The following is a 16701-nucleotide window of genomic DNA, read 5'->3' as shown; positions in this document are numbered from 1 at the left end:
CGTGATGATCCGCCGCGACAATCTATATCGATCGACCGCGCGACACTATGGCGGCGCGATCGCAAGCCGGGGGGATTTTTTTGGGCTGCGCGCGAGCGCTCGTCCATGTCGAGAGGGGGGGCGCTATACCCGTGTCAGCGCGGCGCCGTCGCCGCCGCGCGCTTCGCCAGGGCCGCCTTGGCGGCGGCTGCCTTGGCGATCGCCTGCGTGCCATCCCAGCCGCCGGCGGGCGCCGGCACGTTCACGGCGTCGTCGGGCTGCGGTTCGACCGTGAAGGTCTGGATCGCGAGCTTGGCCGCGGCGAGCGACTGGACATCGAGCCGCTTGGCGACATCGTCGCGCTTGCGCCCTGCGTCGACGTCACCCTGCGCTGCGGCCAGGGTGAACCATTTGTAGGATTCGGCGAGGTTCTGTTCGACGCCGATGCCACGGGCATAGAGAATGCCGAGGTTGAACTGGCTATCGGCGACGCCGCGCTCGGCGGCCTTGCGGAACCATTGCGAGGCGCTCTTGTAGTTCGCGCCCTTGCCGCCGCCGTCGGCGTCCAGGACGGCGAGATTGTGCATCGCCTTGGCATTGCCGCGCTCGGCGGCGACCACGTAGTAGCGGCGGGCGATGTCGGCGTCCTTCTTCACGCCGAGACCCTTCTCGTAGAAGGTGCCGAGACGGAAGACCGCCGGGATCAGCCCGGCCTGCGCCGCGCGGTCATACCACTTCGCGGCTTCCTCATAGTTCGCCGCGACACCCTTGCCCTCGGCAAAGCGCACGCCGACTTCGTAGGCGGCGGTCGGATCACCCTTCAGTGCGGCATTGCGCAGCGCCAGTCCGCCGATGGCATCGGGCAGCTTCTCGGAGGCGGGCACCTGCACCAAACCGAGCTTCTGGCCGTTGGCAGCGGTGGGGATCGTGCCGGTGACGTCAGTAGGGACGGCAGCGGGTAAGGTGGCTGGCTTTTCGACGTCCTGCGGGATCGCGAGCATCGCGATCGTCTCCGCTTCGCTCGGCATGGCCCGATTGTAGGACTGACGGTCGAGCGGCGTCGGCGAGGTCAACGACGGCGCGCTCTGGTCGGGCGTCGTCGGCCGCGGCGACAGGCTCGGCGAGGCCGACGGCATCTGCGCGCGCGGCGCCTCGCCCTGAGTCTCCATCGGCGAGATCGGCGGCGGCGTGCTGCCGCTGTCGAGCAGCGACATCGCGAATTTGAAGGTGCCGAGCACGATCACCACGACGCTTGCACCGACCAGGAGCGAACGGATCTTCGACCCGATGGTCGAGACCTCTTCGTCGCCCTCGGCGGTGAGAGCGAACGTCGGCTTGTCCTTGGGTTTGGCCTTGGGCTTGACAGCGTCGCTGGCGACGTCCTTGGGGAGGTCTTTCGGCGGCTCCTTGGCCTTGTCCTTCGGCTTGTCCTTCTTCGCCTTCTTGGCGTCTACAGGCTGTGCGGCCGCCGCGGCCTGCGCCGCGCGGCGCGCAGCCGCGATGAAGCTCGATGTCGACACCGGCTCCCGCTTGCCGGCGGGAAGCTCGCTCAGGGCATCCTCGGACGCGGCGATCCGCTCGGCGGGCGATGCGGTCCGGCCAGGCGGACGGGTGCCGGGTTCGAGCGGATGATCTGGTGGCAGCTCGGGGACGATGACGGTCGGGCGGGGCGCCTGCGCTGCGTGCGGCTCCAGGATGTCGGCGATCGCCTTCGGCGGAATCGGCGGCGGCATGGCAGCCGATGGCGCCTGCGCGGCGTGGAAGTCGCGCGAGGCCGCTGCGAACGCCTGTTGACCCGCGGCCGGAGCGACAATCTGTCCCGCTGGCTCCTCGGCCGCCGGATTGGGCAGCTCCGGGCGGTAGGCAGGCTCTGGCCTGGCCGGCTCGGCATAGGCCTGGGGCGCCGTCGCGCGTGCGGCCGGCATCGGCGACTCGATTGGCGGCGCCAGCGGCGGCAGCACGGCCGGCGGGCTCGCGGTGGCGCGCACATTGCGCAGGTCGCCTTCGATCATGGCGAGGCGGTCGACGACGTGCCCCAGCGTGTTGTGGACGGCCTCGAGCGAGTCCTGGGTGTTGCGGTCGGTCTCGGTCTGGCTGAAGCGGATGTCGGACAGCTCGCGCTTGACCATGTCGATCAGGCCGCCGTCCTGCGACGTTTCGCGCTGCGACCGGCTCTCCGCCAGCGCTGCGAAGGTCGCCTGCTGCCGTTCGAGATAACGCAGGATGTCCTGCAGGCCATCCTCGACCCGGGTCATGTTGCCGCCGCGCGGGTCGTTGGCGGCTTCGAGCCGCTCCAGCAGGTAGCTGATCCGCTGTTCGAGATGCGTGATCGCCGATGAGCCGTCGCTGCCGACCTGCAGGCGGTCGATCCGGTCGGACAGGCCGCGCAGCGCGTCCTCGATCTGGGCGGTGTTGTCGGGCGCGGCCGCCGGCGGCTCGCGGCTCTCCAGGGTCGAGGTCAGCGCGGCGATGCGCTGTTCGAGCGCCGCAAACGACTCGTGGAACGAGTCGTGATTGTCGCGCGCCTGCGTGACCTGGTCGACCTTCGACGACAGCTGGCGGAGATCGTCCGACAGCCGTTCCAGCGCGTCGTTGGAGGCGACATTGGCGACGATCGCGCGCAGCGCCGCGATGGCGCTTTCGAGCTGCTGCACGGTGCCGGGGTCGTCATTGGCGCGCAGGATCAGGTCGAGCTTGGCGCCGAGATTGCGGATCGCCTCGTCATAGACGGCGAGCTGCTCGGCAGGCTTCAGCGAGCCGACGACCTCGCGGATGTCGGTCAGCGCGCGCTCGATCCCGGCCAGAGCCTGGCCGTCGACGCCGGTGTTGCGGTTCTCGTCGATGCGGCGCGACAGCGAGCGGATCTCGTTCTCGATCGACTCGATCGCGCGGCGCGGCATCGCCTCGGTAATGGCGTGACGGATCTCGGAGAGCTCGTTGCGGAAGCCGGCGATCGACTGCTCGATGCCGTCCTCGGGGCGATGCAGCGCCTCGATCTGGCTCGTGATCTTCAGCAGATGGCGTTCGAGCAGCGAGAAATCGGGAGTGGGTGCCGCCGGTTGCGGCGGCGTCAGCGGCGCGCTGATCGGGGTCATCAGCGGCGCTGCTGCGGATGCCATGGCAGGCGCGGTCGGCGGCGCCTGGTGCGACGGCAGCGGGCGCGCATTGTCGAGCTCGCTCTGGCGGGCGCTGATTTCGGCGACGGCCACGTCGAACGAGCCTGCGCTGAGCGCCTGGGCCGGCCGGTAGAGCTGTGCGGCGGCGCGCTCGACGCCGTCAGGACCACGATAGCGGTCCTCGGTGTCCGGCTTGCGCAGCGGCGTCGAGATCTGTGACAGGCGGGCGTCGAGCCGCGAGATCGCGTCGTTGAGCTGGCGCGCGACGCCCTGCTCGTCGCGCGGCGCATCCTTGCGCGCGACGGGGCGCGACATCTGCTCGATCTGCCGTGCGATGGAGTCGAGCCGCTGATGGATGTCGGTCACCTCGCGGGCATCGCGGCTGACGGTCGGCGTGCTGCGTGGCGCGGGGCTGCCGCGGAAATCGGGCGGGGCCGATGCGCCGAGCGTGGAGTTGATCCAGTCGTTCAGCGTCATGCCGGCGCGTTGCGCCGCGGCCTCGGCCCTTTCACGGACGGACGGGTCGATGCCTTCATTACTCCACGGTACGCGCGAATTCATGTCTCGTCCGGTTCCGCTTCCAGCGCTCCACCAAGCGCCTCCAGCCTCCCCACGCGTCCCGGACATGAACATGAACGGGTCCGCGCAGATCGTCTGCTCCAGGTCCCGACTTTTGACTTTTACGGTAAATAACGCGTTAAGTTTACCGCCGGCGCGGTCAGAAGTTTTGCGCTGTCAAACGGCGCGTATCAGCCGGCATTTTCGCGTGATGATGGATCGAGCGGCCGCACGCTGCTCGCGCCGGATATCGTCGACAGCGCGGTGATCGCCTCTTCGCACCATTCCGCCACCATGCGCTCGTGGCGCAGTCCGAGCCGCAGGTTGAGCAGCTTGCCCATGTCGGCCGGAGCAACGCTGCCGTCAGCGTAATGCTTCTTGAGGATGCGGTCGTAGCGCTCGGCACGGTCGCGATGATGTTCCAGCCGCGCCATCAGGTCGGCCCGGATCGGCCCGATGTCGGCGGCGCCCAGCGCATAGAGCCGGACGAGAAGATCGTCCTTCGTGGAAGCCGGTGTGCTCGGCCGCGCCGCCCAGCTGCGGAACGCCGCGCGGCCCTCGGGGGTCAACGTGTAGACCAGCTTGTTGGGCTTGCCGGTCTGCACCACCTCGCGACCTTGGATGTAGCCGCGGTCGCGCAGCCGCGACAGCTCGCGATAGATCTGCTGGTGGTCCGTCTTCCAGAAGAAGCCGATCGAGGAGTCGAACGTCTTGGCGAGCTCGTAGCCCGTCATCGGATGTTCGGTAAGGCAGGCGAGGATGGCGTCGCCGAGGGCCATGGCCGGAAACTGCTCCCGTTTTTCTGATCGTGTTCTGCTCCGCTCCACGCTTGACATTATGCACACTGGCGCATATGCGTCAATGTGCATATGGGGTGGTTGTGGTGCTGGCCTGTTCCGCCCCGAGGAGACGCCCAATGACAATGACCGGCCTCGATGGATGGTACGGCTATATGAGGTCTCACGATCTCGGCGCTTTGCGGGAGCTGCTGCACCCGGACGCCGTGTTCGAAAGTCCCGTCGTGCATACGCCGCAGCGTGGCCGCGACATCACCTTCAAATATCTCGCAAGTGCCGAGAAAGTCCTGGGCGGTCCCGGATTCAAGTATGTCGGGGAGTGGCGTAACGCCACGGGCGCCGTGCTCGAATTCGAGAACGAGATCGAAGGCATCAAGCTCAACGGCGTCGACATCATCAGCTTCGACGACGCCGGTCTGATCACCCATTTCAAGGTCATGGTCCGCCCGCTCAAGGCGATCAACCTGCTGCACCGCCTGATGGGCGAACAGCTCGCCGCGATGAGCAAGCCGTCGTGACGTGACCGACGGCCGCAACGTGACGGCTGCCGCAAGTGCCTCAAACCCGCTACAGTCCGCGGCCTGCATTGTCTGCCGCGTCCGTGGAAATCCCAGTCTGAAACTTCAGCCTTCCTGCCGGAGACGCCGATGCCGATCTACAAAGCCCCCGTGGAAGATGTCACCTTCCTGCTCAACGACGTGTTCCAGATCGACCGCTACGACAATCTGCCGGGCTTCTCCGATGCCTCGGCCGATGTCCGCGAGGCGATCCTCGGCGAAGCCGCCAAGCTCGCCGAAGAGGTTCTGCACCCGCTGAATCGCGTGGGCGATCTCGAGGGCTGCAAGCGCCATGACGACGGCAGCGTGACAACGCCGAAGGGCTTCAAGGACGCCTACAAGCAGATCGTCGAGGGCGGCTGGCTCGGCCTGTCGGCACCGACCGAATATGGCGGCCAGGGCCTGCCGGTGACGCTCAGCCAGACCGTCAACGAATTCCAGTGCTCCGCCAACATGGCCTTCTCGATGTATGGCGGCCTCACCATGGGCGCGACGGCGGCGCTCATCGTGCACGGCAATGAGGAGCAGAAGAAGACCTACGTGCCGAAGATGGTCGCCGGCGAATGGACCGGCACCATGAACCTGACCGAGCCGCATTGCGGCACCGATCTCGGTCTCTTGCGCACCAAGGCGGTGCGCCAGGCCGACGGCAGCTTCAAGATCTCCGGCACCAAGATCTTCATCTCCGCCGGCGAGCATGACCTCGCGGACAACATCATCCACCTCGTGCTCGCCCGCATCGAGGGTGCGCCGGCCGGCATCAAGGGCGTGTCGCTGTTCGTGGTGCCGAAGTTCATGGTCAACGCCGACGGCTCGGTCGGTGCGCGCAATGGCGTCAGCTGCGGCTCGATCGAGCACAAGATGGGCATCCACGGCAACTCGACCTGCGTGATGAACTACGACAACGCCACCGGCTGGCTGATCGGCGAAGAGAACAAGGGCATGCAGGGCATGTTCGTGATGATGAACGAGGCCCGGCTCGGCGTCGCCGTGCAGGGTCTCGCGCAGTCCGAGGTCGCCTATCAGAACGCGGTGGCCTATGCGCGCGAGCGCATCCAGGGCCGCTCGCTGACCGGCGCCAAGGCGCCGGACAAGGCCGCCGATCCGATCATCGTGCATCCCGACGTGCGCCGCACCCTGCTGTCGATCCGCGCCTTCAACGAGGCCGCGCGCGCGATGGTGGTGTGGACCTCGCTGAAGAGCGACGTCGCGCACCGCTCGGCTGACCCGAAGGACCGCCAGGCGGCCGACGACCACATGGGCCTGATGACGCCGGTGATGAAGGGCTACATGACCGACATGGGCTTCGCCAACGCCGTCCAGGCGCAGCAGATGTATGGCGGTCACGGCTACATCGCCGAGCACGGCATGGAGCAGTTCGTGCGCGATGCCCGTATCGCCATGATCTACGAGGGCGCCAACGGCATCCAGGCGCTGGACCTCGTCGGCCGCAAGCTGCCGCGCGACGGCGGCCGTGCGGTGATGGCGTTCTTCAACGAGGTCGGGACCTTCGCCAAGGAGCAGGGCGGCAATGACGCGATGAAGCCGTTCGTAGCTCCCTTGTCGACCGCGCTCGGCCATCTGCAGCAGGCCACGACCTGGCTGATGCAGAACGCGATGACCAAGCCGGACAATGCCGGCGCCGCCGCGACCGACTACATGCATCTCTTTGCGCTGGTCACCTTCGGCTACATGTGGGCGAAGATGGCCAAGGTCGCGCAGGACAAGATTGCGGCCGGTGACAGCTCGACCTATCTCACCACCAAGCTGGTGACGGGCCGCTTCTTCATGGAGCGCGTGCTGCCAGAGACGGCGGCGCATCTCGCCCGCCTCCAGGCCGGCTGCGCGACCGTGATGGAATTGCCGGCGGAAGCCTTCTGAGGATCAGACGAGAGCCGGTGCGCGCCGCGCGCCGGCTCCGTCGTCAATGCCAACAACAAATCTGACCAGATGAGGAGGGCGTGATGCCTGAGGCCTTTATCTACGACCACGTACGGACTCCCCGCGGCCGCGGCAAGGCCGACGGCAGCCTGCATGAGGTGACCGCGCTCGCGCTCGCCACCGTGCCGCTGAAGGCGCTGAAGGACCGCAACAACATCCCTGAGGACGCGGTCGACGACGTCGTGCTCGGCGTGGTCGATCCGGTCGGCGAGGCCGGCTCCGACATCGCGCGCTTCGCCGCGCTGAATGCGGGTCTCGGCGATGCCGTTCCGGGCATTCAGATCAGCCGCTTCTGCGCCTCCGGCCTTGACGCCGTGAACTTCGCCGCGGCGCAGATCATGAGCGGCCAGCATGAGCTGGTCATCGGCGGCGGTGCGGAATCGATGAGCCGCGTCGGCATCGGTGCTTCCGGCGGTGCCTGGCCGATGGATCCGTCGATGGCGGTGCCCGCCTACTTCATGCCGCAGGGCGTCTCGGCGGACCTGATCGCGACCAAATACGGCTTCTCGCGCGACGACGTCGACGCCTATGCGGTCCAGAGCCAGCAGCGCGCCGCGAAGTCCTGGGAGGAAGGCCGCTTCGACAAGTCGGTTGTGCCGGTCAAGGACATCAACGGCCTGACCATCCTCGCCAAGGACGAGCACATGCGTCCGTCGACGACGATGCAGTCGCTGGCGCAGTTGCAGCCGTCGTTCGTGCAGATGGCGCAGATGGGCGGCTTCGACGCAGTGGCGATCCAGTCGCATCCGGAGATCGAGCGCGTCAACTACGTGCATCACGCCGGCAATTCGTCGGGCATCGTCGACGGCGCAGGTGCGGTGCTGCTCGGCAGCAAGGAGGCGGGCGCGAAGTATGGCATGAAGCCGCGCGCGAAAATCCGCGCCTTCGCCAATATCGGCTCGGAGCCGGCAATGATGCTGACCGGTCCGGTCGACGTCACCGAGAAGCTGTTCGAGCGCTCCGGCATGAAGAAGTCGGACATCGACCTGTTCGAGCTCAACGAAGCCTTCGCCTCGGTCGTGCTGCGTTACATGCAGGCGTTCGAGATCGACAAGGACAAGATCAACGTCAATGGCGGCGCGATTGCGCTCGGCCATCCCCTGGGCGCCACCGGCGCGATGATCCTGGGCACCGTCCTCGACGAGCTCGAGCGCACCGGCAAGGCGACCGCGCTGGTGACGCTGTGCATCGGCGGCGGCATGGGCACCGCGACCATCATCGAGCGGGTGTGACAACCGTAGGGCGGGTTAGCCGGAGGCGTAACCCGCCGTGTTGCGAGAGGCGGTGGGTTACGCTGCGCTAACCCACCCTACGATCGACGAATACAGGACAACGCCGCGCCGACCGGCTGCTGGCACCGAGGGAGATCCATATGGCCTTCAAGAACTTCAAGCTCGAAACCGATGCCGACGGCATTGCGCTGATCACCTGGGACATTCCGGGCCGTTCGATGAACGTGCTGGACGAGACCTCGACCAACGAGCTCGAGGCCATCGTCAAGCAGACCACCGCCGACGCCGCCATCAAGGGCGTCGTCATCACCTCGGCCAAGGAGGCGTTCTGCGCCGGCGCCGATCTGTCCATGCTCGAAGGCATGAACCGCATCTATGCGGATGTGCTGAAGAGCAAGGGTGAGGAAGCCGCCAACCAGATGCTGTTCGACACCAGCCGGCGCTTCTCGCAGATCAACCGCTCGATGGAGACCTCGGGCAAGCCGTGGGTCGCCGCGATCAACGGCCTCGCGCTCGGCGGCGGCTTCGAGATCACCCTGTCGTGCCACTACCGCGTCGCGGCCGAGAACCCGAAGACCCGCCTCGGCCTGCCCGAGATCAAGGTCGGCCTGTTCCCCGGCGCCGGCGGCACCCAGCGCGTGCCGCGCATCGTGCAGCCGCAGGACGCCATGAACCTGCTGCTGAAAGGCGAAGCGCTGACGCTGGACAAAGCCAAGGCGCTCAAGCTGGTCGATGCGATCGTGCCGGCCGCGGATCTCATCAAGGCGGCCAAGGACTGGATCAAGGGTGGCGGCAAGGCGGTTCAGCCGTGGGACGAGAAGGGCTTCAAGCTGCCCGGCGGCCCGGTGTTCTCGAAGAACGGCATGATGATGTTCCCGGCCGGCAACGCCATCTATCGCCGCGAGACCTACGACAACTATCCGGCCGCGCGCGCCATCATGAGCTGCGTGTATGAGGGCCTGCAGTTGCCGATCGACGCCGCGTTGCGGGTCGAGTCGCGCTACTTCACCAAGATCCTGCGCTCCAAGGAAGCGGCGGCGATGATCCGCAGCCTGTTCCTGTCGATGCAGGAATTGAACAAGGGCGCGCGTCGTCCGGCCGACGTGCCGGCGACCAAGCTGAAGAAGATCGCCGTGATCGGCGCCGGCTTCATGGGCGCCAGCGTCGGCTACGTCTCGGCGCGCGGCGGCCTCGAGGTGGTGCTGATCGACCGCGATCAGGAGAGCGCCGACAAGGGCAAGGCGCATGCGCAGAGCGTGATCGATGGCCTCGTCAAGAAGGGCCGCGCCAAGCCGGGCGAGGCCGAGGCGATCATGGGCCGCATCACCGCCACCGCCGACTACGCCGCGCTGAAGGATTGCGATCTCGTCATCGAGGCCGTGTTCGAGGACCGCAAGGTCAAGGCCGAGACCTATGCCAAGGCGCAACAGCACCTGAAGGACGGCGCGATCTTCGCGTCGAACACCTCGACTTTGCCGATCACCTCGCTGGCCGAGGAGTTCAAGGACCAGGGCCGCTTCATCGGCATCCACTTCTTCTCGCCGGTCGAGAAGATGATGCTGGTCGAGATCATCATGGGCAAGGCCACCGGCGACGTAGCGCTGGCGACCGCGCTGGACTATGTCCGCACCATCGGCAAGACCCCGATCGTCGTCAACGACTCCCGCGGCTTCTTCGCCAACCGCTGCGTGATGCGCTACATCGCCGAGGGCAACGAGATGTTCCTCGAAGGCGTGCCGCCGGCGATGATCGAGAACGCGGCCAAGATGGCCGGCATGCCGGTCGGCCCGCTGTCGCTGTCGGACGAGGTCGCGCTCGATCTCGGCCTGAAGATCATGAAGGCGACCGAGCACGATCTCGGCCCCAACGCGATCAACCAGGACCACAAGAAGCTGATGGTCGAGCTGGTCGAGAAGCAGGGCCGCTTCGGCCGCAAGAACGCCAAGGGCTTCTATGACTATCCCGAGAAGGGCAAGGGTCAGAAGAGCCTGTGGCCGGATCTGGCCAAGCTGCAGCCGAAGCATCTCGATCCGGATACGCTGGATGTCGAGGAGCTGAAGCAGCGCTTCCTGGTGGTGCAGGCGGTCGAAGCCGCGCGCACGGTCGAGGACCACGTCATCACCGACGTGCGCGAGGCCGATGTCGGCTCGATCCTCGGCTTCGGCTTCGCGCCGTTCACCGGCGGCACGCTGTCCTACATCGACTTCATGGGCACCAAGAAGTTCGTCGAGCTGTGCCACACCTTCACGGCGAAGTACGGCTCGCGCTTCGCGCCGCCGAAGCTCCTGGAGGAGATGGCCGCCAAGGGCGAAACCTTCTACGGCCGCTTCCCGCCGAAGAAGGCGGCGGCTTAGTCCTGTTGTGAGTTAGCACGGAGCCGGCCTCGCCCGATCTCCGTTCCCTCCCCCCTTGTGGGGGAGGGTTAGGGAGGGGGGTAGCCACAGGCGACGGTGTCCGTGGCTACCCCCCTCTCTATCTCTCCCCCACAAGGGGGGAGAGAACCTACTGCCCGGGTGGCAGCAGAGAGCTCTTTCAACAGCGAGCTCACCCCGCCTTCATCAGCCCTTCCTTGGTCAGCGCTTCCTGCACCTTGGGGCGGGCCGCGACGCGGTTCTTGTAGGCCACGAGATTCGGCATCGCCGACAGGTCGAACTTCATCCGGTCGGCCCAGGTCAGGATGGTGAACAGATAGCCGTCGGCCACCGTGAACTGGCTGCCCATCAGGTAGTCGCGGCCGGCGAGCTGGCCGTCGATGTACTTGAACTTGCCCATCACCCGGTCCTTGAAGAACGCCTTGGCCTCGTCGGCGAGCACGGGAGAGAACATCGGGCCGAAGTTCTTGTGCAGCTCGGAGGTGATGAAGTTCAGCCACTCCAGCAGCTTGTAGCGCTCGCCGCTGTCGCGCGCCGGCGCCAATCCCTTGTCCTTGGCCTGGTCGGCGATCATCTGGACGATGACCGGTCCCTCGGTCACGATTTCGCCGCTCGGCAGCCCCAGGGCCGGCACCTGGCCCTTCGGATTGACCTTGAGATAATCGTCGCCATTTTCCAGGGTCTTGGCGCGCAGATCGACCTTGACCAGATCATAGGGCAGGCCGGCCTCGAGCAGGGCGATATGGGGCGAGAGCGAGCAGGCGCCGGGTGAATAATAAAGCTTCATCTTGTATTCCCTCCGTGAGACCTTTTCTTCGTGGAACCGGTCGGGGCGCCACGTCCGCCTTTACATGCAGATGCATGGAATAGTCAAGATTGATGCAGCTGCATCGAATGCGCTAGACTGCGCATCTGAGGATACGAGCCGGCCCATGAAACGCAAACCATCGACCGAGGCGACCGCCGCCTGGATCCGCCTGATGCGGGTCCAGAGCCGGGTGCTGGACTGCGTCGAGCAGGAGCTGAAGAAGGCCGGGTTCCCGCCGCTCGCATGGTATGATGCGCTTCTCGAACTGTCGCGCGCGCCCTCCGGCGAGCTGCGTCCGGTCGAGCTGGAGCGGCAGATGCTGATCCCGCAATATTCCACCTCCCGGCTGATCGACCGTCTGGTCGACGAAGGTCTGGTCGTCCGGCGCGAATGCAAGATGGACAAGCGCGGCCAGTTCGTCGAGATCACCGAGGCCGGGCGCGAGCTGCAGAAGCGGATGTGGTCGGCCTATTCGGCCGCGATCGAGAAGCATGTCGGCTCCAAGCTGTCGGATACCGACGCCGCAAAGCTCTGCATGCTGCTGGATCGCCTCGGCTGCTCCTGTGGTCAGGCCGCTCCGTTGGCGGCCGGAGAGGGCGCAGCGATCCGATGAAGCATCCGTTCCCATTCACATCCGCGGCCCCCTGGGGTCCGCGGCCCTTCCTGTCACCACGCGCGACCCTCGAAGCGCTTCTGAACCGAGACTCCCATGGCGCGTGACCAGATCGATATGACCCCGTTGCAGTCGCGCGACGAGCTCGTGGCCTGGCTGGCCGCCGGCGTGAAGCCGCCGTCCGCCTTCCGCATCGGCACCGAGCACGAGAAGACGCCGTTCACGCTCGACGGTCACCGCCCGGTCCCCTACGAGGGCGCGCGCGGCATCGGCGCGCTGCTCGAAGGCATGAAGCTCTTGCTCGGCTGGGAGCCGATCATGGAGCGCGGCAACATCATCGGGCTCTATGACGTCACCGGCGGCGGTGCCATTTCGCTGGAGCCCGGCGGCCAGTTCGAGCTGTCCGGCGCGCCGGTCGAGACCGTGCACCAGACGCATGCGGAGCTGATGGCGCATCTGGCGCAGGTGCGCGAGATCGCGACCCCGCTCGGTATCGGCTTTCTCGGCCTGGGCATGACGCCGTCCTGGTCGCGCGCCGAAATTCCGATGATGCCCAAGGGCCGCTACAAGATCATGACCAGCTACATGCCGAAGGTCGGCAGGTATGGCCTCGACATGATGTACCGGACCTGCACAGTGCAGACCAATCTCGACTTCTCCTCCGAAGCCGACATGGTCAAGAAGCTCAGGGTCTCGGTGGCGCTGCAGCCGATCGCAACCGCGCTGTTCGCCAATTCGCCGTTCACCGAGGGCAAGCCGAATGGCTACCTCACGTTCCGCTCCGAGATCTGGCGCGACACCGACAATCAGCGCTCGGGCATGATCCCGTGGGCGTTCGAGGACGGCATGGGCTTCGAGCGCTGGGTCGACTACGCGCTCGATGTTCCGATGTATTTCGTGAAACGCGAGGAGACCTATATCGACGTTTCCGGCACTTCGTTCCGCGACTTCTTCGCAGGCAAGAACCCGGCGATGCCGGGCGAGCGGCCGACGCTGTCGGATTGGGCCAATCACCTCTCGACGATCTTCCCCGAGGTGCGTCTGAAGCGCTACCTGGAAATGCGCGGTGCCGACGGTGTGCCATGGGGCCGGCTACCGGCGCTGCCGGCGTTCTGGGTCGGCCTGCTCTACGACGATGTCAGCCTCGATGCGGCCTGGGACCTCGTCAAGGACTGGACCGCGTTCGAGCGCCAGAACCTGCGCGACGACGTGCCGCGCCTCGGCTTCAAGACGCGCATCCGCAATCGCTACGTGTTCGAGGTGGCGAAGGAGTGCCTGACGCTCGCCCATCACGGCCTGCGCCGCCGCAACCGCGTCGATCAGAATGGCCGCGACGAGAGCCGCTATCTCGAGCCGCTCGATCAGATCATCGATTGCGGCCGCTCGCCGGCGGAGGAGATGCTGGAGAAGTTCGACGGCCCGTGGGGCGGCTCGGTCGAGCCGGCCTACGACGAATATGCGTTCTGATCGGAACGGCCGTCCCTGCAGCCGTCGCAGGTTCGCTGCGTCGCCTGTTCCACGTTGAGGCGGTTGGCGGCTCGGGTCCCCTGTTCTCTGTTGCGTCTCTGTTGCGATTTGTGTCTCAGGTTCGATTCAGCGCCTGGGCGCCGCTGCTTTGCCTTCCGCAGCTCCCCTGGTCCGGGCCGTTCATCCGCCATACAGGTTCGTGGCGATCAAATGACTGCCTAAAAACTCGCAAGAAAACTCGAACATTAACAATGGGTCGGATGGTTCAGCGGCGGCGCGTGGGGCGCTTCATCGGGGCATGGCTGAGGGCACTGGCGTGCCTGTTCGTGGCTGCCTGCCTGACGCCGGCTTCAGCCCAGACCTATTCCGATCGCCCCGGCGGCGACTACATGAGCGCGCCGATCGCCTCCGGCGACCCGGCCGATTGCGCGCTGCTGTGCGAGCACGACCGGCGCTGCCGCGCCTGGAGCTTCAGTTATCCGACCGTGATGGAAGCGGGTGCGGTGTGCTGGCTGAAGAACAGCGTGCCGTCGCGGGTGCCGGACAATTGCTGCGTTTCCGGCGTGCGCGGCGCGGGTGTCGTCGAGATCCGCAATGATGCGGTCGAGACGTCGATCGACCGTCCCGGCGGCGACTACCGCAGCTTCGACATCAAGACTACTGATCTGAAGGGCGGCGACAAGGCCGAGAAGGCCGCCGACAAGGGCGACAAGAGCAGCGGCGACAAGGCGGTGGACAAGAAGGAAGAAAAGGCCGCCGACGCCGAGGAGATCTGCAAGGCCGCCTGCACCGGCGACAACAAGTGCCGCGCCTGGACCTTCGCCCGACCAGGCTATGCCGGCAAGGAGGCGCATTGCTTCCTGAAGAAGGAAATCAAGCCGCCGCGGCGCAAGGCGGGCTTCACGTCGGGCGTCGTTCGCTGACCTGGCAAACGTCCGGCCCGCAGATTTTCTGCATCGTCGGGTAACATTGCATCCGTCTCCTGCGTATTGAACGACGGCACCGGACGGCTTTCGCCGCCGGCTGCCTGTCGCAACGCAGAGATCGGGTGTGTCATGACGTTTTCGCGCAGGTTCTTCGTCACCGCAGCAGTCGCTGCCACGTTTGCTTTCGCGGGGCTGAAGGCGGCCTCCGCCATCGAGACCGCCTATTCGGACGCCGCCTTCAAGGCTGCTCAAGCGGCTGGGCAGCCGATCCTGATCGAGATCCATGCCGGATGGTGCCCGACCTGCAAGGCGCAGAAGCCGATCATCGACAAGCTCGCGGCAGAACCCAAATTCAAGGACCTCAAGATTTTCCGCGTCGACTTCGACGACATGAAGCCGGTGGTGAAAGCGTTCGGCGCGCAGATGCAGTCGACCCTGATCACCTTCAAGGGAACGACCGAGACCGGACGTTCGGTCGGCGACACCAAGGAAGCCTCGATCGCGGCCCTGCTCGACAAGAGCCTGTAGCGCATCATGCTCGCGCTGCTGCTGGCCTTCGTGGCCGGCCTGCTCTCGATCCTGTCGCCCTGCGTGCTGCCGCTGGTGCCGATCGTGCTCGGCGCGGCGGCCTCCGCGCATCCGCGCGGTGCGCTGGCGCTCGCGGCCGGCCTTGCGCTGTCCTTCACCGGTATCGGCCTGTTCATCGCGCTCGCAGGCAACGGCCTCGGCCTCGATGCCGGCGCGTTCCGCCTTGTGGCAGCGATCATCATGCTGGCGATCGGCGTCGTGCTGCTGGTGCCGTCCTGGCAGGCGCAACTCGCCGTCGCAGGTGGACCGGTGCAGCGCTGGGCCGACCGGCATTCCCAGGGCTTCGCAACGTCGGGCGCCGGCGGCCAGTTCATGATCGGGCTGCTGCTCGGCGCGGTGTGGTCGCCCTGTGTCGGTCCGACCTTGGGCGCGGCGTCACTGCTGGCCTCGCAGGGACGCGACCTCGTGATGGTGAGCCTGACCATGCTGGCCTTCGGCCTCGGTGCCGGCCTGCCGCTGGTCGTGCTCGGGGTGCTGTCGCGAACGACCATGGTACGCCTGCGCGCGCGGCTGCTGTCGGCCGGCAAGCTCGGCAAGATGCTGATGGGGGCGGCCTTCGTCGTCGTCGCGGTCGCGATCCTCAGCGGCGTCGACAAGCAGCTCGAGGCGTGGCTGGTCGCCGTCTCGCCGGCGTGGCTGACGGAGCTGACGACGTCGATCTAACGCCCGAGCTGCATAGGCGGACCCACAACTCAGTGTCATTCCGGGGCGTGGCTCCGCGCGCCCCGGAATGAGCTGTTGCTATCCGCGTGGATCATTCCTCAGGAGCGATCACCGTGATCTCCGGCCACAGTGCCTTCCAGCGCGCCGCCTTGGCCGTGTAGTTCGTCACCGAGAAATTGGCCGTATAGTTCGGACGCACGATCATCAGGGCGATGTCGTCGAGGCCCTTGGGGGCATAGAGCTCGTAGCCGCCAGAAGCCGGTCGGATGCCGACCTGCGTGTTCACGGTGAGGAAGCGATCGATGCCGTCGGTGGACCGTGTCACGGCAGGGCAGGGCCGGCCGTGCTTGGTCGGATACCAGAGATGCACGCGCGCCTGATTGCGGACTTCGACTTTGGCATCGACCCGATCGAGACAGGATGCCATGCGCCGGATCACGGCATCCTCGGCATCCCACGACGTGTCGGGATCGAAGTAGAAGATATCGTAGTCGTTGATGCCGTGATCGACCGGGCGGCCGGTGCGCACGTTCCAGACCGTCTGGGTCAGGCAGCCGGCGACGATCCACGCATCAGGCAGCGTCGTCACGCGCAGCATATCCAGGATCGCCGTGTTGACGGGATTGCGGAGCGCTGACGCGACGAAGTCCTCTTCGGTCATGCCCGTGGATAGCATGCAAATGGCATCCGATCATGCGGACATTGCTGCACCCACCGCACCGGATGCGGGAAAAAGCCGACCGCTCAACCGCGATCGAACGCGGCGACGGCTTTCCGGGACGCCAGTGCCCGCCACTGCCGCCGCAGCAGCGGCGCGACGTCAGCGGCTCTCGCCTCGGACAGCCGCAGCAGCACGATTGGATAATCGCGGTAGTGATCAGTGAAATAGAACAGCTTCGGCCGGCTTTCCACCAGCATCGCGCGTTCGTCCGGCGGCACGCCCGGAAGGACGAGACTGTCCCCGTCCTCCTTCAGGCGCGCCAGCATCTTCTTGCGCACCTTCAGCGCTGACGTCCCATAGGACGTGCCGTCCTCGACCTCCGGCCATGCCAGCGCGAGCGCCCTGACATCGTCGAAGGTCATC

The 16701-nt window shown here is 66.2% G+C and carries 14 protein-coding genes; 9 read left to right on the top strand and 5 right to left on the bottom strand.

What is annotated here, in order from left to right; all coding sequences use genetic code 11:
- Positions 1–134 precede the first annotated feature (134 nt).
- Together QW845_RS10755 and QW845_RS10750 are read right to left on the bottom strand one after the other, a co-directional pair.
- Positions 135–3656, bottom strand: coding sequence for a hypothetical protein (locus QW845_RS10755; protein ID WP_315801555.1), 3522 nt, complete (start codon positions 3654–3656; stop codon positions 135–137).
- A gap of 188 nt (positions 3657–3844) precedes the next feature.
- Positions 3845–4432, bottom strand: coding sequence for a PadR family transcriptional regulator (locus QW845_RS10750; RefSeq protein WP_315801554.1), 588 nt, complete (start codon positions 4430–4432; stop codon positions 3845–3847).
- A gap of 137 nt (positions 4433–4569) precedes the next feature.
- Here QW845_RS10750 and QW845_RS10745 point away from each other — a divergent pair, with 137 nt between their 5' ends.
- The 4 genes from QW845_RS10745 (at position 4570) to QW845_RS10730 (ending at position 10534) form a co-directional block, all read left to right on the top strand.
- The gene (locus QW845_RS10745) at positions 4570–4968 is read left to right on the top strand and encodes a nuclear transport factor 2 family protein (RefSeq protein WP_315717936.1); all 399 of its coding nucleotides are present in this window, start codon (positions 4570–4572) and stop codon (positions 4966–4968) included.
- A gap of 129 nt (positions 4969–5097) precedes the next feature.
- Positions 5098–6888 (top strand): acyl-CoA dehydrogenase C-terminal domain-containing protein, encoded by a 1791-nt coding sequence (locus QW845_RS10740; RefSeq protein ID WP_315801553.1) that lies wholly within the window; start codon positions 5098–5100, stop codon positions 6886–6888.
- Between the two features lie 83 nt (positions 6889–6971).
- Positions 6972–8180 carry an acetyl-CoA C-acetyltransferase gene (locus QW845_RS10735; protein WP_315801552.1) on the top strand — a complete coding sequence of 403 codons (1209 nt, stop codon included), beginning with the start codon at positions 6972–6974 and terminating at the stop codon, positions 8178–8180.
- Positions 8181–8320: 140 nt separating this feature from the next.
- On the top strand, positions 8321–10534 hold the full coding sequence (locus tag QW845_RS10730) for a 3-hydroxyacyl-CoA dehydrogenase NAD-binding domain-containing protein (RefSeq protein ID WP_315801551.1): 2214 nt from the start codon (positions 8321–8323) through the stop codon (positions 10532–10534).
- A gap of 190 nt (positions 10535–10724) precedes the next feature.
- Here the strand turns inward: QW845_RS10730 and gstA are convergent, their stop codons facing one another.
- Complete coding sequence (gstA, locus tag QW845_RS10725) at positions 10725–11339, bottom strand: glutathione transferase GstA (RefSeq protein ID WP_315801550.1); 615 nt, start codon at positions 11337–11339, stop codon at positions 10725–10727.
- A gap of 145 nt (positions 11340–11484) precedes the next feature.
- On the opposite strand from gstA, the gene QW845_RS10720 reads away from it, so the two are divergent.
- The 5 genes from QW845_RS10720 to QW845_RS10700 all read left to right on the top strand — a co-directional run bounded on the left by QW845_RS10720 (position 11485) and on the right by QW845_RS10700 (position 15617).
- The gene (locus QW845_RS10720) at positions 11485–11973 is read left to right on the top strand and encodes a helix-turn-helix domain-containing protein (RefSeq protein ID WP_315801549.1); all 489 of its coding nucleotides are present in this window, start codon (positions 11485–11487) and stop codon (positions 11971–11973) included.
- A gap of 96 nt (positions 11974–12069) precedes the next feature.
- Positions 12070–13440 (top strand): glutamate--cysteine ligase, encoded by a 1371-nt coding sequence (locus QW845_RS10715; RefSeq protein WP_315801548.1) that lies wholly within the window; start codon positions 12070–12072, stop codon positions 13438–13440.
- A gap of 260 nt (positions 13441–13700) precedes the next feature.
- Complete coding sequence (locus tag QW845_RS10710) at positions 13701–14363, top strand: PAN domain-containing protein (RefSeq protein ID WP_315801766.1); 663 nt, start codon at positions 13701–13703, stop codon at positions 14361–14363.
- Between the two features lie 132 nt (positions 14364–14495).
- Positions 14496–14894 (top strand): thioredoxin family protein, encoded by a 399-nt coding sequence (locus QW845_RS10705; protein ID WP_315801547.1) that lies wholly within the window; start codon positions 14496–14498, stop codon positions 14892–14894.
- Positions 14895–14900: 6 nt separating this feature from the next.
- Positions 14901–15617 (top strand): cytochrome c biogenesis CcdA family protein, encoded by a 717-nt coding sequence (locus QW845_RS10700; protein ID WP_315801546.1) that lies wholly within the window; start codon positions 14901–14903, stop codon positions 15615–15617.
- Positions 15618–15708: 91 nt separating this feature from the next.
- Here the strand turns inward: QW845_RS10700 and QW845_RS10695 are convergent, their stop codons facing one another.
- Together QW845_RS10695 and QW845_RS10690 are read right to left on the bottom strand one after the other, a co-directional pair.
- Complete coding sequence (locus QW845_RS10695; protein WP_315801765.1) at positions 15709–16278, bottom strand: nucleotidyltransferase family protein; 570 nt, start codon at positions 16276–16278, stop codon at positions 15709–15711.
- An 83-nt stretch (positions 16279–16361) separates the two neighbouring features.
- Positions 16362–16700: an MmcQ/YjbR family DNA-binding protein gene (locus tag QW845_RS10690; protein WP_315801545.1), complete on the bottom strand. Its 339-nt coding sequence runs from the start codon at positions 16698–16700 to the stop codon at positions 16362–16364.
- Between the last annotated feature and the right edge of the window lies 1 nt (position 16701).

The organism is Bradyrhizobium sp. SZCCHNS3002 (assembly GCF_032377435.1).
GTDB lineage: Bacteria > Pseudomonadota > Alphaproteobacteria > Rhizobiales > Xanthobacteraceae > Bradyrhizobium.
Note: the sequence above shows the minus strand (reverse complement) of the source record. Positions and strands in the feature narration are given on the sequence as shown.